The following is a 19,263-nucleotide window of genomic DNA, read 5'->3' as shown; positions in this document are numbered from 1 at the left end:
GGGAAAGTGCTCAGTAGAAGAGCGGGTTCTTCTTCCGGCCCATCCGCCAGTAGACCCTCACCCCGACCTTGTCCCAGGCCTTGGCCCGCTTCGGGTCGACGACCAGACGCATCGTGCCGACGGTGTCGGTGATCTGGCCGAAGGCGGTCTTGAACTGGACCAGGCCGTGCATCTGGTGGCTCTTGTCGTCCACGGCCCAGCTGGGCGGGGCGCCGAACATGTCGTAGGTCGTCGCACCCTGCTCCTTGCACCAGCGCATGGCCTCCCACTGGACGCGGTACTGCAGCCCGTTGGCCTCGGGCGTCCGGATCGAGCCGCCGTCACGGTAGTAGCCCAGGTCGCGGTGCTGCCACAGGTAGATGCCGGCCTCGGGCTCCCCCTGCTCGTGCCGCTCCGGGGAGGAGTAGGCCAGGATGACGTGGCCCTCGCCGCGGTCGCGGTAGAGACGCCAGGCGTCCAGGTAGTAGTCCTTGGGGCGCAGCGGCAGACCGGCCCGGTCGGAGATGGTGGGGACGTAGAGCTTCCACAGCTGCTCGAAGGAAGCGTCGTCGGTGCGGTGCTCGATGACGGCCTCACCGGTCTTGCGGATGTAGCGCCGGGCCCGCTGGCGGAAGGAGGCCATCAGCTCCTCCTCCGACGGCTCCAGGTCGATGAACACCGTGCTGGTGCCGGGCTGGAGCTGGATGAACTCCTCCAGCCCCGGGATCGTCGCGGCCAGGTCGGCCTTGCTCGTGGGGCCCTCGGCGGCGATGGCCGGCTCCATGATGACGGCGAAGGCACCGCCGGCGCGCAGGTCGTCGCAGACCAGGGCCAGGTGCTCCTGGTCGGTGACCCTCGGCCCCATTGGGGCGTACCAGAACTCACCGAAGGGCGGCACCTTGCGGACCAGGTAGAGGACGGGCAGGTCCTCCCGGCCCGGGAAGCTGTGGACCATCTGGCGGAAGCCCCAGGTGGCCGCCTTGACCTGGGCGTAGGGCACCAGCTGCATCAGGTCGGGTCCGGCCGGGCTGTCCCACACCAGGTCTTCCCAGCGTGCCTTCTCCTCGGCGGTCGCCTCGCGCATCGTCATGCCGCCAACCCTAACCGGGCCAGGTGACCGAGACGGTCACCTGGCCCGGTGCGGGGTCGTGCTGGGTCGGGCTCAGCCGGTCTGCTCCTCCACGGGCAGGGTGTCGGGCACCTCGGAGGGCTTCTCCGAGCCGGTGAAGGTGAACACCTTGTCGCTGTTCTTGCCCTCGCCCACCGGGTCCTCGACGTCGACCAGGACGATCTGGCCGGCGGTCAGCTCGCCGAAGAGGATCTTCTCGGAGAGCTGGTCCTCGATCTCGCGCTGGATCGCCCGGCGCAGCGGGCGCGCGCCCAGGACGGGATCGTAGCCACGCTTGGCCAGCAGCTCCTTGGCCGCCGGCGTGAGCTCGATCGCCATGTCCTTGTCCTTGAGCCGCTCGTCGAGACGGGCGATCATCAGGTCCACGATCTTGACGATCTCGTCCTGGGTCAGCTGCGGGAAGACGATGGTGTCGTCCACGCGGTTGAGGAACTCGGGGCGGAAGTGCTGCTTGAGCTCGTCCTGCACCTTGTTCTTCATCCGCTCGTAGCTGCTGCGGGTGTCCGGCCCGGCGGAGAAGCCGAGCGAGACGCCCTTGGCGATGTCGCGGGTGCCCAGGTTGGTGGTCATGATGATGACGGTGTTCTTGAAGTCCACGACCCGGCCCTGGCTGTCGGTCAGGCGACCGTCCTCCAGGATCTGCAGCAGGCTGTTGAAGATGTCCGGGTGGGCCTTCTCGACCTCGTCGAAGAGGACGACCGAGAACGGCTTGCGCCGCACCTTCTCGGTCAGCTGGCCACCCTCTTCGTACCCGACGTAGCCGGGGGGCGAGCCGAACATCCGCGAGACGGTGTGCTTCTCGGAGTACTCCGACATGTCCAGGGTGATGAGGGCGTCCTCGTCACCGAAGAGGAACTCGGCCAGCGCCTTGGCCAGCTCGGTCTTGCCGACGCCGGTGGGGCCGGCGAAAATGAACGAGCCGCCGGGGCGGCGCGGGTCCTTCAGGCCGGCGCGGGTGCGGCGGATCGCCTGGGACAGCGCCGTGATGGCGTCGTCCATGCCGATGATCCGCTTGTGCAGCTCGTCCTCCATGTGGAGCAGCCGCTGGGACTCCTCCTCGGTGAGCTTGAAGACCGGGATGCAGGTGGCCGCGGCGAGGACCTCGGCGATCAGCTCCTCGTCGACCTCGGCGACGACGTCCATGTCGCCGTTCTTCCACTCCTTCTCCCGCTCGGCGCGCGCCTGGGTGAGCTTGTGCTCCTCGTCGCGCAGCCGCGCCGCCTTCTCGAAGTCCTGCGCGTCGATCGCGGACTCCTTCTCGCGCTTGGCGTGCGAGATCTTCTCGTCGAACTCGCGCAGGTCCGGCGGAGCGGTCATGCGACGGATCCGCAGTCGAGCCCCGGCCTCGTCGATCAGGTCGATCGCCTTGTCCGGCAGGTAGCGGTCGTTGATGTAGCGGTCGGCCATCGTGGCCGCGGCCACCAGGGCGCCGTCGGTGATCGAGACACGGTGGTGCGCCTCGTAGCGGTCGCGCAGGCCCTTGAGGATCTCGATGGCGTGCTTGAGGGTGGGCTCGGCCACCTGGATCGGCTGGAAGCGGCGCTCGAGGGCGGCGTCCTTCTCGATGTGCTTGCGGTATTCGTCCAGGGTGGTGGCACCGATGGTCTGCAGCTCGCCGCGGGCCAGCATCGGCTTGAGGATGCTGGCGGCGTCGATCGCGCCCTCGGCGGCACCGGCACCGACGAGGGTGTGGATCTCGTCGATGAACAGGATGATGTCGCCGCGGGTGCGGATCTCCTTGAGGACCTTCTTGAGCCGCTCCTCGAAGTCACCGCGGTAGCGGCTGCCGGCGACCAAGGCGCCGAGGTCGAGGGTGTAGAGCTGCTTGTCCTTGAGGGTCTCGGGCACCTCGCCCTTGACGATGTCCTGGGCCAGTCCCTCGACGACGGCGGTCTTGCCGACGCCGGGCTCACCGATGAGGACCGGGTTGTTCTTGGTGCGGCGGGAGAGCACCTGCATGACCCGCTCGATCTCGGCACCACGGCCGATGACCGGGTCCAGCTTGGCCTCGCGGGCGGCCTGGGTCAGGTTGCGGCCGAACTGGTCCAGCACCAGCGACCCGGCCTGCTGGCCCTCGGGGCCCTGGGAGGCCCCGACACCGGCGGTGGCGGCCTCCTTGCCCTGGTAGCCGGAGAGCAGCTGGATGACCTGCTGGCGGACCCGGTTGAGGTCGGCGCCCAGCTTGACAAGCACCTGGGCGGCCACGCCCTCGCCCTCACGGATGAGGCCGAGGAGCAGGTGCTCGGTGCCGATGTAGTTGTGGCCCAGCTGCAGGCCCTCGCGCAGCGAGAGCTCCAGGACCTTCTTGGCGCGCGGGGTGAAGGGGATGTGGCCGGTCGGGCTCTGCTGGCCCTGGCCGATGATCTCCTGCACCTGCTGGCGCACGGCGTCGAGGCTGATCCCCAGCGACTCCAGCGCCTTGGCGGCGACGCCCTCCCCCTCGTGAATCAGGCCCAGCAGCAGGTGCTCGGTCCCGATGTAGTTGTGGTTGAGCAGCCGCGCCTCTTCCTGCGCGAGCACCACCACGCGACGGGCGCGGTCGGTGAACCGTTCAAACATGCCTCACTCCTCAACTTTCGTCGTGGCACGCGTGGTGGCAGGCCACCCTCACGGGCTTTCGTCCACTCTACGTTGCGTCTGTGTGGCTCAACGTCGGTGCCGACCGATGATGTTCCCCGCCCGCGCGGCCGCACCACCGTGTTCGCCCCCGGCATAAATCCTCCGGCGGGGTGCAGGAACCACCCAGCAGCACCGCATACCATGTCCGGCCATGCGCAACCGGATCTTCTCCAGCACCGCGGTCGCCGCGGGCCTGGCCCTCGTCCTCACCTCCTGCACCTCCGAGGACGCCACCGTTGCGGGGCGGACCACCGACGACGCCGCGGTCGCCACCGACGACGGGCTCGAGGGCGAGCCGGGACGTGGCGGCTGGCTGTGCGAGCACGTCAACCCCGCCGCCGTGGAGGCCGCCTCCGGCGGCGAGCCGGTCAACCCCCGCCAGCTCGTCCTGCAGGACGACGCCGAGGGCTGGGTCTGCGAGGTGCTCACCGGGGAGAAGGGTGCCCAGGAGCCCGTGGTGCGCCTGTCGATCCTGCTCGGGGACGAGGCGCGCGCCACGGCCCGGGAGCGGGCGGAGGCCGCCGAGGGCGTCGAGCCCGGCCCGGAGTATCTCGGCCGGTCCTACATCTCCGACGGCCTCGTCACCGGCCTGACGACCTGCACCCGTCCCGGCGCCACCAAGCGCGACGACCGCGTCCCGCACACGATCGTGGCCGAGTCGCTGGGCGAGAAGGACGAGGCCACGACCAAGGGGCTGCTGGCCGCGGCCGGCCAGGCCGCCCAGGGTCTGGACCGTGGGCTGGGCTGCTCGCCCAAGCAGGCCGTGATCGAGCAGTCCGAGGACGCGCAGGGCGAGGGCGACGACGCGGCGACGACGACCGCGCCCTGAGCGCTAGCTGGCCTTCTTCCTGCTCGTCGCCTTCTTGGCGGGGGTCTCCTTCTTGGCGGGGGCCTTCTTCGCGGCAGTCTTCTTCGAGGCCGTGGCGCCGGTCCTCGACGCCGTCTTCTTCGCCGGTGCCTTCCTCGTCGATGAGCCCTTCCCCGGTGAGTCCTTCGCCGAGTCCTTCTCGGCGGGCTTCTTCTCCGCCGGCTTCTTGTCCTGCGCCGCAGCGCCGCTGGAGCTCTCCCCACGGCCGGCCTTGGCCCGGTCCACCGAGCGCTGGAGCGCGGCCAGCAGGTCCACGACCTCGCCAGAGTCCGTGTCCTCCCCCGCGTCGGGGCTCTCGGTGACGTCGCCCCCCTCGATCTTGCTCTTGACCAGCGCGTCGACGGCCTCCTTGAAGTCGTCCACGTGGCCCTCGGGCTCGAAGTCCCCGGACATGGAGTCGACGAGCATCCGGGCCATCGCGACCTCGGCCTCCTTGGGCTCGCTGACCTCGTCGAGGTGGTCGAGCTGGGAGCTGTCCCGGATCTCGTCCGGCCACAGGAGGGTCTGGAGGACGATGACGTCGTCGACGACCCGCAGGACCGCCATCGTCATCCGGGTCCGCACCGAGACGGTCACGACCGCGACCCGCTCGGACTCGGTCAGCGCCTCCCGCAGCAGGCCGTAGGCCTTGGCCCCCATGGCGTCCGGCTCGATGTAGTAGGCCTTGTCGTAGAGGATCGGGTCGATCTGGTCGATCGGCACGAAGGACTCGACCGCGATCTCCTTGCTGGAGCGGTTGGGCAGGCTGGCCATGTCCTCCTCGGTGAGGATGACCGTCTTGCCGTCCTCGGTCTCGTAGGCCTTGGCGATGTCCTTGTAGGCCACCTCCTCGCCGTCCGCCTGCGCCACGCGCTTGTAGCGGATCCGGCTGCCGTCGCTGGCCCGGACCTGGTGGAAACTGATGTCGTGGTTCTCCGTCGCGGAGTACAGCCGCACCGGCACGTTGACCAGCCCGAAGCTGACGGCACCCTTCCAGATAGCTCTCACGCACCCCAGGATGGACCCATGCGCCCCATGCTCGCCACTCCCGGCGACTCCCGGACCGGTCCGCCGGCGGGCCCGGGCTGGGCCCACGAGATCAAGTGGGACGGCATCCGGCTGCTCGCCGACGTCCGTGAGGGCCGGGTGCGCCTGCTCACCCGTGGGCAGCGCGACATCGCCGTCGCCTTCCCCGAGCTCGCCGGTCTGACCCGGATCGCCGGCGACCTGCTGCTCGACGGGGAGGCCGTGGCGATGATCGGCGGGCGCCCCTCCTTCAGCCACGTCGTCGACCGCGTGCACACCACCTCCGCCCGGGCCGCCGAGCAGCTGCGCACGACCCGGCCGGCGACCTACCTGGCCTTCGACCTGCTGCGGCTCGAGGGCACCGACCTCACCTCGCTGCCCTGGTCGGTGCGCCGGTCGGCCCTGGAGGACCTGCTCGAGGACGCCGACGTCCCCGCCGTGCAGCTCTCCCCCGTCTACGACGACGGGGCCCGGCTGGTCGCCGCCACCGCCGAGCAGGGCCTGGAGGGCGTGATCAGCAAGCGCCGCTCGGCCACCTACCAAGAGGGCACGAGGTCGGCCGACTGGCTCAAGTTCCCCCACCGCGACACGATGAGCGTCGTGATCGGTGGATGGAAGCCCCAGACGGGGACCGTGGGTCGCCTCGGCGCCGTCCACGTGGGCCTGCCCGCCACCGACGAGGAGGGTATGCCGTTGCTCGACCCCGAGGGTCGACCTCGCCTGAGCTATCTGGGCCGGGTCGGCAGCGGCCTGGCGGGGAAGGCCGGTGCCGCCCTGGCCGCGCGGCTGGAGGAGGTGCCGCGCACCGCATACCCCTTCGCGGAGAAGATCCCCCACGCGGAGGCGCACGGCTCCACCTGGCTGGCGCCCGAGGTGGTCATCGACGTGGCGTCGCTGGGGATCACGCCCGGGGTCGGGCGGCTGCGGCAGCCGTCCTACCAGTGCGTGCGCGTCGACCTGACCCCGATGGACCTGCTGGAGCTGTCGTGACGAGCCAGAGCGTGAGCGTGGGCGACCGGACGCTGAAGGTGAGCAACCTGGACAAGGTGCTCTTCCCGGCGACGGGCACGACCAAGGGCGAGGTGCTCAGCTACTACGTCTCGCACGCCGACCAGATCCTGCCCGAGCTGGCCGACCGTCCGGTGACCCGGATCCGTTTCCCCGAGGGCGTGCACAAGCCGCACTTCTTCGAGAAGAACCTGCCCTCCGGAGCACCCTCCTGGCTGCCGCGGGTCACCGTGCCGACGCCGGGCTCGTCCAAGGGGCGCGACACCCTGACCTTCCCGCTGGTGACCGATCTGGCGGCGCTGGTCTACCTGGTCAACCTCGGCAGCCTGGAGCTGCACGTGCCGCAGTGGCGGGTCGACGAGGACGGGGAGCCACTGCCGCCCGACCGCCTCGTGATCGACCTGGACCCCGGGCCGGGCGCCGGGCTGGCCGAGTGCGCGCGGGTGGCGCTCATGGTGCGCGAACGGCTCGAGGGCGTGGGGCTGGCGACCCGGCCGGTGACGAGCGGGTCCAAGGGGATGCAGCTCTACGGCGACCTGGAGGGGACGCGCAGCTCGGACGAGGTGAGCCAGGTGGCCAGGTCGCTGGCCGAGCAGCTGGCCGCGACCCACCCGGACCTGGTGACCGCCAAGATGACCAAGGCGCTGCGACCGGGCAAGGTCTTCCTGGACTGGAGCCAGAACAATGCGGCCAAGACGACGATCTGCCCCTGGTCGCTGCGCGGCCGGGAGCGCCCCCAGGTGGCCCTGCCCCGCGAGTGGGAGGACGTCGAGGCGGCCGCCGCCGGGGATCTCGAGCTGACACAGCTGACGATCGACGAGGTCTGACGCCCGTCCGGAGACGGCGATCGGGTCGGCCCCCAGGGATTGGGCCGACCCGATCAGGTGCTGCGTGCCGTCAGTTGGCCGCCGCGTAGGCGTCCTGCAGCTCCTGCGACACACGACCGCGGGCGCTCACCTTGAAACCGTTGGCGCGACCCCACTCACGCATCTTGGCCAGCTCGTCGGACTTTGCCGCAGAGCCACCGCCGGAAGCCCGGCGACGGGTCTGACGACGCCCCCCGGCGCGGCGCGCGTTGGCGATCCAGCCAGCCATCTCGTTGCGGAGCTTGGCGGCATTCTCGTCGTTCAGGTCGATCTCGTAGCTCACGCCGTCAAGAGCGAACTCAACCGTCTCGGTGGCCTCGCCACCATTCATGTCATCCTCCAGGATGATCTGCACACGCTGAACCACTGTGTCTCCTGATCCATTGTTCGGTGCCGTCCGGGTCCCCGTCCGACTCGGAGAGAATATCGCAATAACGCGTGCGGGCGCACATTATCGCTCACCCCACCGATGGAAATTGCGTGGGACTTTCTCGATCGAGCCCTCAATTGGGCCCGAATTCCAGCCAGGCTCCACGCGTCTGCCGTGCCCGACCCGGTGCATTTATCCGCTCCGGTGGGAACGAAACGACTCGTCGAACGACGGCCGTCAGGGCTTTTCCGGGGAGGGTGCGGAGGACGCCTCCGCAGCCTTCTCCTCGCGCCCGCGCGCAGCGGCCTCGCGGTCCTGGGCAGCCTCCCACTCGCGCAGGGCGGCGCGCTCGCGGCGGTCGCCCTCCAGGATGTGCTTGAGGATCACCCAGAAGAGGAAGAGCAGCCCGATCGAGGGGATCAGGGCCGAGAGGAACCACCAGGCCTCACCGAGAAAGTTGCTCATCACGCCTCCGGCTTGAGCAGGGGGAACAGGATGGTCTCGCGGATGCCGGCGCCGGTGAGCAGCATGACCAGGCGGTCCACACCTAGGCCGGTGCCACCCATGGGCGGTGCGGCGTACTCCAGCGCCCGCAGGAAGTCCTCGTCCAGGGACATCGCCTCGGGGTCGCCGCCTGCGGCCAGCCGGGACTGGATCGTGAGCCGCTCACGCTGGATCACGGGGTCGACCAGCTCGGTATAGCTCGGGGCGAGCTCGACGCCGCCGATGATCAGGTCCCAGGCCTCGACCAGCCCGGGCTTGCTGCGGTGGCTGCGGGCCAGCGGGCGGACCGACTCCGGGTAGTCGCAGACGAAGGTGGGCTGCACGAGAGTGTCCTCGATGAGCTGCTCGAAGACCTCCAGGATGATCTCGCCGGCGCCCCAGTGCGGCTGCAGCGCGATCTCCTTGGCCTGCGCCAGCTCGCGGAGCCGGGCGACATTGGCCTCGTCCTCACCTGCGGTGATCTCGGCACCGAGCGCCTCGCCCACGGCATCGACGATCGGCAGCCAGCGCCATTCACCGGAAAGGTCGATCTCCTGGCCCTTGTAATCGGTCAGCTGCAGTCCCGCGCCGGTCGCCTCTGCGGCATCGAGGATGATCTGCCGGGTGCGCTCGGCGGCCGAGAACTGGTCTCCATAGGCCTCGTAGAACTCCAGCATCGTGAACTCGGCACTGTGGGTGGAGTCGATGCCCTCGTTGCGGAATGTCCGCCCGATCTCGTAGACCTTTTCCACGCCCCCGACCACGGCCCGCTTGAGGTAGAGCTCGGTGGCGATGCGCAACGACATATCGATATCGAAAGCATTCAGGTGCGTGGTGAACGGTCGGGCCGCGGCGCCGCCGTGGACCAGATTCAGGATCGGGGTCTCGATCTCGACAAATCCCAGGGAGTCCAGCGTGGTCCGGATCGAGCGCAGCACGGTGGCCTTGGTGCGGACCATGTCCCGTGCCTCCTGGCGCAGGATCAGGTCGACATAGCGCTGCCGGACCCGCTGCTCCTCGGAGAGGTCCTTGTGCAGGACCGGCAGCGGCCGCAGCGCCTTGGAGACCATGGACCACTCGTCTGCCATCACCGACAGCTCCCCGCGCCGCGAGGAGATCACGCGGCCGTGGACGAAGACGTGGTCGCCCAGGTCGACCCAGGACTTCCAGCGCGCCAGCGCCTCCTCGCCGACCTCGGCCAGGGAGACCATCGCCTGCAGCCGGGTGCCGTCGCCGGCCTGGAGGGTGGCGAAGCAGAGCTTGCCGGTGTTGCGCACGAAGATGACCCGCCCGGCCACGCCGACGACGTCCTGGGTCTCCTCCCCCGTCTCGAGGTGAGACCACTGCTCGCGCACCTCGGCGATGGTGTGGGTCACCGGCACGGTGGCCGCATACGGCTCCACACCCTCGGCCAGCATGGCCTCCCGCTTGCCGCGTCGCACCCGCATCTGCTCGGGGACGTCGGCCTCGGGGGTCGGGGTGGTGGGGGTGTCAGTCACCCCACCAGGGTATCTGGCGGATCAGAAGAGGACGCCCTCCGCCCGCGAGCGCTCCAGGTCCAGCAGGACCTGCTTGCGCTCGACCCCTCCGCCGTAGCCGGTGATCGCGCCGGTCGACCCGACCACCCGGTGGCAGGGCACCACGATCGAGATCGGGTTGCGGCCGTTGGCCAGCCCGACGGCCCGGGAGGCGCCCGGCTGCCCGATCACCTCGGCGAGCCGGCCGTAGGACCAGGTGGTCCCGTAGGGGATCTCCCCCAGGGCCGCCCACACCCGGCGCTGGAAGTCGGTGCCCGCGGCGGACAGGGGCAGGTCGAAGTCCGTCCGTCCCCCGGCGAAGTACTCCCCCAGCTGGGTCGCGGTGTCCCGCAGCACCTGCGCCGCCTCCTCGAGCGGCACCTCCTGCCCGAGGTCGTCCGGCGCGTGCCGGTGCTCGGCGAAGAACACCCCGGTCAGGTGGTCGCCGTCGCTGACGATCCGCAGGGGGCCGACGGGGCTGTCGATGGTGGCGTGGTGGGTGCTCATGCGTCCTTCTCGGTATGCGGTGGCGAGGGTTGGTCCAGCCCCAGCAGGCGGCCGCTGGCCTCGTGGCTCGAGGAGGCCCACAGCAGGGAGGCGGCGTAGCCGCGCCAGGGTCGCCAGGTCTCGGCACGGCGGCCCAGCGCGGCCGGGGCGTCCGGGAGACCGGCGTCGCGTGCCGCATACCGGACCCCGAGATCGGAGCCGGGCCAGGCGTCGGGGTCGCCGAGGCCGCGGAGCAGGATCATCTCGGCGGTCCAGGGGCCGATCCCGGGCAGGGCGAGGAGTCCGGCGCGGGCCTCGGGCCGGTCGGCGCCGGGGTCGAGGACGAGGGAGCCGTCGGCGAGCGCCCCGGCCAGCGCGCGGAGGGCCTTGCGTCGGCTGCCGGGCATCCCCGGGAAGTCGTCGTCGGCGGCCCCGGCGACCGCATCGACCGTCGGGAAGCGGTGGGTGAGCCCGGCGGTCCGCAACGCCTCGGGGAGCGGGTCACCGAGGGTGAGGGCCAGGCGGGCGCCGAGGTCGGCGGCACGGGCGGTGGAGATCTGCTGGCCCAGGACGACCCGCAGGGCGAGGTCGTGGGCGTCGCTGGCCCCTGGGATCCGCACGCCGGGGTGGGCCGCGAGCAGGGGCAGGAGTGCCGGTTCGCCGGCGAGGTGGGCGTGGACCGCGACGGGGTCGGCGTCCAGGTCGAGCAGGGCGCGGCACCGCCCGATGGCCGCGGTGAGATCCCGCAGATCGGTGAGTCGCAGGGTGGCCCGCACCGTGCCAGGAGCCGACCCCTCGGGCGGCGCGAGGTGAGCGGTGCCCTGCCCGTGCGGCAGACGCAGCGCGAGGTGGAACCGTCCACCGGACCACGCCTCCACGCCCGGGACCGCGGTGGCGACGAGGTGACCGAACAGGCTCGGCGCGTGCAGCGGCGGGCGCAGCGGCAGTCTCAGCTCGATGCTCACGGGAGCGCTCTCCGACGCCGTCCCCTGGGCCGACGCCGTCCCCTCGGCCAGCCCCGGCCCGGCCGCCGGCCCCGAACCGGGTGCCTGCGCCGGCCCGGACGCCCGCCCCGGCCCGGGTGCCAGCCCCGGCCCGGGTGCCGACTGCCGTCGACGCACGGCCTTGTCCCGCAGCTCCAGCGGCGCGCTCGCAAAGACCGAGCGCACGGTGTCGTTGAAGGAGCGGATGCTGGCGAAGCCGGCGGCGAAGGCGATGTCGGCCATCGGCATCGTCGTGGTCTCGATGAGGATGCGGGCCGTCTGCGCGCGGCGGGCGCGGGCCAGGCCAAGCGGCGGCGCACCGAGCTCGGCGACGGTGAGGCGCTGGAGCTGGCGGGTGGAGTAGCCCAGCCTGGCGGCCAGCCCCGGGACTCCTTCGCGCTCGACGACGCCGTCGTCGACCAGCCGCATCGCCCGGGCCACGACGTCGCCGCGCACGTGCCACTCCGGCGAGCCCGGCGTCGCGTCGGGACGGCACCGCTTGCAGGCCCGGAATCCCGCGCCCTGCGCCGCGGCGGCCGTCGGGTAGAAGGTCATGTGCTCCGTCCTGGGCGTCATGGCGGGGCAGCTGGGGCGGCAGTAGATCCCCGTCGTGAGCACGGCCGTGAAGAAGCACCCGTCGAAGCGCGGGTCCCGGCTGCGCACCGCCGCCGCGCAGGCGGCGTGGTCGGTGTGCGCCGGGAGCGCCGTCGTGGTCATGCCCCCATCGTGCGCCACCCCACCCCACCGCGGCTAGCAGAAAAACGACATCGCCTCCCCCCGCCCCACCGAGAGCGTCGGGTGGTTGCCCCACCACCGACCGAGCGCGCCCCGTGGTTCTTCCACACCCCACCGAGCGCGCCCCGTGGTTGCTGGCAGGCTAGGCCGCATGCACATCCCCTGGGACGAGGCCTGGCACGAGGCGCTCTACGGGGCGGAGGGCTTCTACCGACGGACCGCGCCCGCCGACCACTTCGCCACCTCCGCCCAGGGCATCCCCGGGGGCGGCCGGGTGCTGGCCCGTGCCATCGCGAAGCTCGCACGCTCTCGCCACTGCACCCGCGTGGTGGACCTCGGCTGCGGACGGGGCGAGCTGCTGCGGCACCTGCGCGAGCTGGCGCCCGAGCTGCACCTCACCGGCGTCGACATCGTCCCCCGCCCGGCGGACCTCGACGTCGACGCCTGGCTCGTCTCCCCCGGCGGCGCCGGGCTGCCCGAGGAGCTGGTCGACCTCCGGGCCACCCTCGTGCTCGCCCACGAGTGGCTCGACGTCGTGCCGACGCCGATCGTGGAGACCGACGACAACGGTGTATGGCGTGTGGTCACCGTCGCGCGCGACGGCACCGAGGAGCATGGCCGGTGGTTGACCGGGCCCGACCTGCACTGGGTGAAAAGCTTCGCGCCCAGGGGGGCGAAGCGGGTCGAGGTCGGCAGGACCCGCGATCTCGCCTGGCTCGACCTGCTGGACCGGGTCCGCACCGGGGTCGTGGTCGTGGTCGACTACGGCAACATGCGGGGCACCCGACCGGCGCACGGCACGCTCACCGGCTACCGCGACGGGCGCCAGGTCGACCCCGTGCCCGACGGGACCTGCGACCTGACCGCCCACGTCGCCTTCGACAGCCTCATGAGCGACTACCCCGACGACGTGACCGTGGACATGATGGCCCAGCGCGACTGGCTGTTCACCCTGCTCGGGGAGCCGACCTCCCCGGTGCCGCACGAGCTCGCCACGACCCGACCCACCGCATACCTGGAAGCCCTTTCCCAACGCGCCGCGCTGAACGCGTTGACCGCCTGGCCCGGGCTCGGCGAGTTCCGCTGGGCCGTGGCCCACATCGCTAGGCTGGGCCGGTGACCACCCGCGATCTCGATGTCTCCCTGGGCTCAGGCGTCGGCGGCCTGAGCACCACCGAGATGGTGCTGAACATCGGCCCGCAGCACCCGGCGACCCACGGCGTCCTGCGCCTGCGCATCACCGTCGACGGCGAGCAGATCGTCGCGGCCGAGCCGATCATCGGCTACATGCATCGCGGTGCGGAGAAGCTCTTCGAGGTCCGCGACTACCGCCAGATCATCGTCCTGGCCAACCGTCACGACTGGCTCTCGGCCTTCAACAACGAGGTCGGCGTCGCCCTGGCGGCCGAGCACCTGCTGGGCATGGAGGTGCCCGAGCGGGCGACCTGGACGCGCACGCTGCTCTCCGAGCTCAGCCGGGTGCTCAACCACCTGATGTTCCTGGGCTCCTACCCGTTGGAGCTGGGCGCGATCACCCCGATGTTCTACAGCTTCCGCGAGCGCGAGGAGCTGCAGGCGGTGATGGAGGAGTTCAGCGGCGGCCGGATGCACTACATGTGCACCCGCGTCGGCGGGCTGCTCCACGACCTGCCCGACGGGTGGCTGGACCGGGTCGACGCGGCGGTCGAGAAGGTCCGCTCCCGGATGCCCGAGCTGGAGTCGATGCTCATCGGCAACGAGATCGTCACCGCCCGCACCCGCGGCGTCGGGATGCTCCCGCTCGAGCAGGTGCTGGCCTATGGCGTGTCCGGGCCGATCGCGCGAGCGTCCGGGCTGGACCTCGACCTGCGCCGCGACGAGCCCTACCTGGCCTACGGCGAGCTCTTCACCGACGGCGGCCCGGGGCAGGTCGTCACCCGCGAGGCCGGCGACTGCCTCTCCCGGCTGGAGGTGCTGGCCGAGCAGGTGCACGTCTCCCTCGATCTCGCCCGCGCCTGCACCGAGCGGCTGCGCGAGATCGGCCCCGGCCCCTACGACACCAAGCTGCCCAAGGTCCTCAAGGTGCCCGAGGGCGAGCACTACTTCCACGGCGAGAACCCGCTCGGCCTCAACGGCTACTACCTCGTCAGCCGCGGGGACAAGGCCCCGCACCGCCTCAAGCTGCGCTCGGCGTCCTTCAACAACGTGCAGGTGCTCCGCGAGATGCTGCCCGGCACCGTCGTGGCCGACATGGTCGCGATCCTGGGGTCGATGTTCTTCGTCGTCGGCGATATCGACAAGTAGGTGCGGGCCCCGTCGGCCCACGACCGATAAGACCTGCTGGGTCTCAGGGGCCGTAGGGAGGCACCTGTGGGCAAGCCTCGTTGAGCTCGAGCCACTCCTGGTGAGGGACTCTCACGTCCCCGTAGGCAGACCACTGGAGGGATCCGTTGAGCAACTCTGCCGAGAAGCGCTCGAACGAGGGTGGTTCGGGCACCCGGTGTCCACGCGCTTCCAGACACTCGGTCAACGGACCCGTTTGGTACTGAAAGATGCGTTCTATCTCTTCGTCGTCCAACGGGGTGAGGTATTTCGCATCGATGGGAAATCGAACCTCGCACACATACATGGCCACGTGCAACGCCTGCCCTTGATCGGGATGGACGTCCCCGAAGAACAATCCTCCATCTAGCATGGCCTTGACCGGGAAACCCTGTTCCTGAAGGCAGGTCGACTGGACCTTGGCCCAGTCGTCTGGGGAGATCGTGTCCACAGTGTCCACGACCGGGCGCGTGGACTCGGGAAAGATGGCCACGACCCGTTCCCAGGCGTCGTCGGCATAGCCCTGATAACTGATGCGCTCAGAGACGTCGGTGATGTCCGGAGACTTAGGCGATGGTTGTCCAGCTGCGCATGAACTCAAGGCCATCGCGCTGACGACGGCCAACAGGACCCGGCGCTCAGGGCCGACGAAGACTAGGATCCCTCGCCGCATCCCTTGGACCACCACTCCAACTTGGCAGTGTAGGGCCCATCAAACCCGACGATGACAAGGCTGCTCACTCTCGCGGGATGGAGGCTCTTACGCTGCTGCGGCGACCGCCCGTTCCACCACGACGCGACGAGATCAGTTGAGTTTCGGTAATGGGCCGTGTAGTTCGTGCTAGAGGTTCGCATATGCGACATCGCACCTATGCACGACATGCCACCCGCAGGCTGTTCGTAATCGGCTGCATGCACCGGTTGCGTGGCACTCAGGGTCAACAGAGTACCCATGACCGCGCCTAACATCTTCGACCGAATTGTCATGATGCCTCCACAGTGAGAGCCTTCGTTTGACTCCTCAGGAGCCTACCCCCCCCAGCGGTCTAGTCAAGCACTCGTCGAGCGTCTGCTGTTGCGTCCGGGCGCTGCTACGCGACAACCGGCCTTTCGAACTCACTCCGCCATCCCGAAAAGAGCTGCCCAGAACGGCTTGACAAAGTCATTGAGAATCCGCCGGGCGGGTTTGGTGAGGTGCGTTGAGTGTCGCTGAAGAGCAATGTGTGGGACGGTCAGGGGCCGATGCCGCCAGTCATCCCGGAGTAGCACCTGTGTCGAGGGTCCGTCTTCGTCGGCATCTCCACGACCACGCCGGGGCGACGTCAGGAGCCCTTCCGCAGGACGCTCACGGCGAAGCCGGAGGTGGTCTCCCACGGCCGCAGGTCCCAGGTGGCGAAGCGCTGCTCCAGGGTCAGGCCCACCTCGGGGAGCAGCGCGTCCAGCTCAGCCGGGGTGAAGCCGCGGGTCACGCGGCAGCCGACCACGACGAAGCCGTCCGCTGCCAGGTGTCCCGCGATCCGGCGCAGCGCCTCCCCACGCACCTCTGGCGTGAGGAAGTCCATCACATTGCCGGCCAGGAGCACGCCGTCGAAGGGCTCGGTGATCCCCTGCGAGGGCAGGTCGAGCTCGACGAGGTCGCCGACGAGCCAGGTCGCCCCGGGGGGGTCCTGACCCGCAGCGTCGATGAGCACCGGGTCGAGGTCCACACCGACCACCCGGTGCCCCAGCCGCGCGAGGTGGCCGCCGTGCCGACCCGGGCCGCAGCCGGCGTCCAGCAGGTGGGCATGCCGGGGCGCCAGCACGTCCACCAGCCGGGACTCCCCTTCGAGGTCTTCTCCCCGGGCCGGCATCACCCGGAAGCGCTGGACATAGGCATGGCTATGGTCCGGGTCCTCCAGCCCGGGCCAGAAGGTGGTCGGCCGTCGGCCCGGCTCTGGCTCCACCGGCACAGTGCGCACGTGGTGCCCGGCTGGCGGCGGCGCGGCAGCGGCCACGGGACCCGCTCGGCCCCCGTCAGGGCGCCCCTTCCGCTCCGTAACCAGGTCGGCCGCCACCCCGACGAAGCGCCCCTGCCCGCAGGACAGCACGTGCCCCCACTCCAGGGGCATCCAGAAGCACTCCCACCTCGGCGCCTCGCCACCCCCGCTCGGGTCGGGGTCCCGGTGCTCCCACCGGGCGGTCAGGTCGAGCCGAGGCTCCAGCTCGCCCCCCGCCACCTCGAGACCTCCGGCGTTCTCGTCCCCCGCCACCTCGTCCACCTCCAGCAGGAAGAACCGCCGGTGCAGGACCTCGTCGCGTACCGGCGCGATGTCGTACTCGTCCTCCCCCAGCAGCGCCACGACCCGCAGCCCGGTCAGCCCGCTCTCCTCGATGGCCTCCCGCAGGGCACCGGCGACGGCGTCCTCCCCCGGGTCCAGCGTCCCGGCCGGCACCTGCACCCCCGTCTGCTCCATCGGGTAGTCGCGGTGGGTGAAGACCAGGAGGTGGTCGTCGCGGACGATGTAGCAGACGACCTTCTCCGAGCGGTGGGCGCGCGCAGCTGCTGGCATGGGTCTCAATCTAGGAGCTGGCGGACGAGTTCAACGCCACGACGCCGTGGGCAACCCGGCCCGCGTGGTCAAGGAGTTGGACCGGATGTAGGCCTCACCCGTAGGCCAGGCCGCCGTCCTTGACCGTCCCGTCCTCGTCGTCGTCCTCACCGGGCGGGATCCGGCACCAGTGCTGCCCGACGAAGCCGGCGACCGACAGCGCCGCCGCCAGCACGGCGTGCACCAGCGCCCACAGCAACTGCCCGCGCTGGCTCGGGACGTCCACCAGCGGGAGGTGGAGGAGGACATGCGCGGCATACCAGCCGACCAGCGCCGCCCCGCCCAGCGCCGCCGCCTGCGCGCCCACGAGGGTGCCGCGGGCCCGCTGGGGGCTAGGCCGGTTGGCAGGCGAGCCCTTCCCGCTCACGTACCGGCGCACCTGCCACGACAGCACGAGCACCAGCGCGATCATCGCCACCAGCGGGACGACCCCCAGCCAGATCAGCTGCGGCACCGACCCGCCAGTGCTCCGCAGCAGCAGGAGGAGCAGTAGGCCGGCCATCCCCACCAGCACGGCGGTGACGACCGCCACGCCGGGCCGGACGCCCTGGGTCAGGTTCATCGCGGCTCCAGCGGGTGCACGTCCTGGTCGGCGACGGAGGGTATGAGGTCACGCACCGGGGTGCTCCCCTCCCCCGTGCGCAGCGTGGCCGCGGGGTCGACCGCCAGCCAGGGGCGCAGCACGAAGGCCCGCTCGTGGGCACGTGGGTGGGGCAGCAGCAGGGACGGGTCCTCGCTGACCACGTCGGTGCCGTCGGCGGGGTCGCCGTACTGGATCAGGTCCAGATCGAGGGTGCGGGCGCCCCAGCGGACCTCGCGGGTGCGGCCGAAGTCCTCCTCGACGCGGTGCAGGGCGGCCAGCAGAGCAGCCGGGGTCAGGCGCGTGCGGGCCACGGCGACGGCGTTGACGTAGTCGGGCTGGCCCTCGACCAGCTCCCCGCCGACGGGCGCGCTGCCGTGCAGGGGCGAGACGCGGACGGCGCGCAGCCCGCGGATCCGGCGCAGGCGGTGGCCCGCGGCGCGCACCGTCGCGGCCGGGTCGGCACCGTCCTCGCCCTCCAGGTTGGCGCCGAGGGCGATGACGACCGGCACGTCCCGCTCGCGGCGCACCACCACCTGGACGTCGGAGAAGGGCACCCCCACGGGGGCCTGCGGCTTGTGCACGGTCACCTCGACGGCCTGGACCAGGGGGCGGGCGAGCACGCGGTCGGCGATGACGGCGGCGACCTTCTCGATGAGGTCGAAGGAGGGGCCGGTGACGACCTCGACGACGTCGGCGGCCACCTCCGCGTAGTTGACCGTGGCGGACAGGTCGTCGGTGCGCCCGGCCTCGGCCAGGTCGACGGTCATGACGACGTCGACGACGAAGTCCTGGCCGTCGCGCTTCTCGAAGTCGAGGACCCCGTGGTGGCCCCGGGCGGCGACGCCGAGGAGCCGGATCTCGTCGGTGCTGCGGTCAGCGCGCATCGGCACCCCGCACCATCTGCCAGACACCGAGCGCCTCGCGGGTCGCGGCGACGTCGTGGACCCGGACCGCCCAGGCCCCCGCCTGCGCGGCGAGCAGGCTGGTCGCGGCGGTCGCGACGTCCCGGTCCACCGGCTCGGTGGGCGCCGCGTCGGGTGCCACGGTCACCCCGGGCCGCGCGGGCAGCCGGCCCAGGAAGCGCTTACGGGAGGTGCCGACCAGGACGGGCAGGCCCAGCGCCATGACGCGGTCCAGCCGGGAGAGGAGCGTCCAGTTGTGCCCCGCGTCCTTGGAGAAGCCGAAGCCCGGATCGAGGATGATCTGCTCCCGGGCTACCCCGGCACCCAGGAGAGCGTCCACGCGATCGGTGAGCTCGCGGCATACCTCGGCCGTCACGTCGTCGTAGTGCGGCTGCTCGTGCGGGTCGGTGAGCAGTCCCCGCCAGTGCATGAGGACGAACGGCGCCCCGGTGGCGGCGATGACCGCAGGCATGTCCGGGTCGGCCTGGCCGCCGGAGACGTCGTTGATGATCGCGGCTCCAGCCTCGAGGGTCTGGCGGGCGACCTCGGCGCGCATGGTGTCCACCGAGACCACGAGTCCCTCGTCGGCCAGGGCGGCCACGACGGGCAGCACCCGGTCGAGCTCCTCCTGCTCGTCGGGGCGGCGGCTCCCCGGACGGGTCGACTCGCCCCCGACGTCGATGAGGTCGGCGCCCTCGGCGGCCATCTCCCGGCCGCGGCGCACCGCCACCGCCGGGTCGATCCACCGGCCGCCGTCGCTGAAGGAGTCGGGCGTGACGTTGACGATGCCCATGATCCGGGTGGGACCCGGGGCGAGGAGGTCGGCGACGCTCGCGGGCAC

The 19,263-nt window shown here is 71.0% G+C and carries 18 protein-coding genes; 5 read left to right on the top strand and 13 right to left on the bottom strand.

The features are described from left to right. Positions 1–10: 10 nt before the first annotated feature. Positions 11–1,069 (bottom strand): lipid II:glycine glycyltransferase FemX, encoded by a 1,059-nt coding sequence (locus ACTMMA_RS08810; RefSeq protein WP_441189744.1) that lies wholly within the window; start codon positions 1,067–1,069, stop codon positions 11–13. A 72-nt stretch (positions 1,070–1,141) separates the two neighbouring features. Next, positions 1,142–3,667, bottom strand: coding sequence for an ATP-dependent Clp protease ATP-binding subunit (locus ACTMMA_RS08805; RefSeq protein WP_441189743.1), 2,526 nt, complete (start codon positions 3,665–3,667; stop codon positions 1,142–1,144). Positions 3,668–3,878: 211 nt separating this feature from the next. On the opposite strand from ACTMMA_RS08805, the gene ACTMMA_RS08800 reads away from it, so the two are divergent. Beyond that, a complete protein-coding gene (locus ACTMMA_RS08800; RefSeq protein WP_441189742.1) occupies positions 3,879–4,556 on the top strand; it encodes a hypothetical protein in 678 nt (225 codons plus the stop codon). Between the two features lie 3 nt (positions 4,557–4,559). Here ACTMMA_RS08800 and ku read toward each other — a convergent pair whose 3' ends face one another. Next, positions 4,560–5,582, bottom strand: a complete 1,023-nt coding sequence (gene ku, locus ACTMMA_RS08795) for a non-homologous end joining protein Ku (protein WP_441189741.1) — start codon at positions 5,580–5,582, stop codon at positions 4,560–4,562. Between the two features lie 18 nt (positions 5,583–5,600). Here ku and ligD (ACTMMA_RS08790) point away from each other — a divergent pair, with 18 nt between their 5' ends. Beyond that, complete coding sequence (gene ligD / locus ACTMMA_RS08790) at positions 5,601–6,590, top strand: non-homologous end-joining DNA ligase (RefSeq protein WP_441189740.1); 990 nt, start codon at positions 5,601–5,603, stop codon at positions 6,588–6,590. A gap of 11 nt (positions 6,591–6,601) precedes the next feature. After that, complete coding sequence (ligD, locus tag ACTMMA_RS08785; RefSeq protein WP_441189739.1) at positions 6,602–7,435, top strand: non-homologous end-joining DNA ligase; 834 nt, start codon at positions 6,602–6,604, stop codon at positions 7,433–7,435. A 70-nt stretch (positions 7,436–7,505) separates the two neighbouring features. On the opposite strand, the gene ACTMMA_RS08780 is transcribed toward ligD (ACTMMA_RS08785), so the two are convergent. From ACTMMA_RS08780 to ACTMMA_RS08760, 5 genes are all read right to left on the bottom strand, one after another. Beyond that, positions 7,506–7,829, bottom strand: coding sequence for a histone-like nucleoid-structuring protein Lsr2 (locus ACTMMA_RS08780; RefSeq protein ID WP_441189738.1), 324 nt, complete (start codon positions 7,827–7,829; stop codon positions 7,506–7,508). A gap of 252 nt (positions 7,830–8,081) precedes the next feature. Then, positions 8,082–8,309 (bottom strand): hypothetical protein, encoded by a 228-nt coding sequence (locus ACTMMA_RS08775; protein ID WP_441189737.1) that lies wholly within the window; start codon positions 8,307–8,309, stop codon positions 8,082–8,084. Continuing rightward, the gene (lysS, locus tag ACTMMA_RS08770) at positions 8,309–9,775 is read right to left on the bottom strand and encodes a lysine--tRNA ligase (protein ID WP_441189814.1); all 1,467 of its coding nucleotides are present in this window, start codon (positions 9,773–9,775) and stop codon (positions 8,309–8,311) included. The genes ACTMMA_RS08775 and lysS overlap by 1 nt, the downstream gene beginning before the upstream one ends. A 72-nt stretch (positions 9,776–9,847) precedes the next feature. Next, positions 9,848–10,351, bottom strand: a complete 504-nt coding sequence (locus ACTMMA_RS08765; RefSeq protein WP_441189736.1) for a methylated-DNA--[protein]-cysteine S-methyltransferase — start codon at positions 10,349–10,351, stop codon at positions 9,848–9,850. After that, positions 10,348–12,030 carry an AlkA N-terminal domain-containing protein gene (locus ACTMMA_RS08760; RefSeq protein WP_441189735.1) on the bottom strand — a complete coding sequence of 561 codons (1,683 nt, stop codon included), beginning with the start codon at positions 12,028–12,030 and terminating at the stop codon, positions 10,348–10,350. The genes ACTMMA_RS08765 and ACTMMA_RS08760 overlap by 4 nt, the downstream gene beginning before the upstream one ends. A 169-nt stretch (positions 12,031–12,199) precedes the next feature. Between ACTMMA_RS08760 and ACTMMA_RS08755 the strand changes: the two genes are divergently transcribed. Next, positions 12,200–13,168 carry an SAM-dependent methyltransferase gene (locus ACTMMA_RS08755; protein WP_441189734.1) on the top strand — a complete coding sequence of 323 codons (969 nt, stop codon included), beginning with the start codon at positions 12,200–12,202 and terminating at the stop codon, positions 13,166–13,168. Positions 13,169–13,227: 59 nt separating this feature from the next. Continuing rightward, the gene (locus ACTMMA_RS08750) at positions 13,228–14,331 is read left to right on the top strand and encodes an NADH-quinone oxidoreductase subunit D (protein WP_441189813.1); all 1,104 of its coding nucleotides are present in this window, start codon (positions 13,228–13,230) and stop codon (positions 14,329–14,331) included. A gap of 43 nt (positions 14,332–14,374) precedes the next feature. Here the strand turns inward: ACTMMA_RS08750 and ACTMMA_RS08745 are convergent, their stop codons facing one another. The 5 genes from ACTMMA_RS08745 to folP all read right to left on the bottom strand — a co-directional run bounded on the left by ACTMMA_RS08745 (position 14,375) and on the right by folP (position 19,263). Next, complete coding sequence (locus ACTMMA_RS08745) at positions 14,375–15,022, bottom strand: hypothetical protein (RefSeq protein ID WP_441189733.1); 648 nt, start codon at positions 15,020–15,022, stop codon at positions 14,375–14,377. A 649-nt stretch (positions 15,023–15,671) separates the two neighbouring features. After that, entirely contained in the window at positions 15,672–16,898 is a 1,227-nt protein-coding gene (locus ACTMMA_RS08740) for a methyltransferase domain-containing protein (protein ID WP_441189732.1), read from the bottom strand. A gap of 94 nt (positions 16,899–16,992) precedes the next feature. Further along, a complete protein-coding gene (locus tag ACTMMA_RS08735) occupies positions 16,993–17,499 on the bottom strand; it encodes a DUF3180 family protein (RefSeq protein ID WP_441189731.1) in 507 nt (168 codons plus the stop codon). Beyond that, positions 17,496–18,404 (bottom strand): dihydroneopterin aldolase, encoded by a 909-nt coding sequence (folB, locus tag ACTMMA_RS08730; protein ID WP_441189730.1) that lies wholly within the window; start codon positions 18,402–18,404, stop codon positions 17,496–17,498. Before folB ends, ACTMMA_RS08735 begins: the two co-directional genes overlap by 4 nt. Next, a complete protein-coding gene (gene folP / locus ACTMMA_RS08725) occupies positions 18,394–19,263 on the bottom strand; it encodes a dihydropteroate synthase (protein WP_441189729.1) in 870 nt (289 codons plus the stop codon). The genes folB and folP overlap by 11 nt, the downstream gene beginning before the upstream one ends.

It is taken from the genome of Ornithinimicrobium panacihumi, from assembly GCF_052073805.1.
Taxonomy (GTDB): domain Bacteria; phylum Actinomycetota; class Actinomycetes; order Actinomycetales; family Dermatophilaceae; genus Ornithinicoccus; species Ornithinicoccus panacihumi.
Note: the sequence above shows the minus strand (reverse complement) of the source record. Positions and strands in the feature narration are given on the sequence as shown.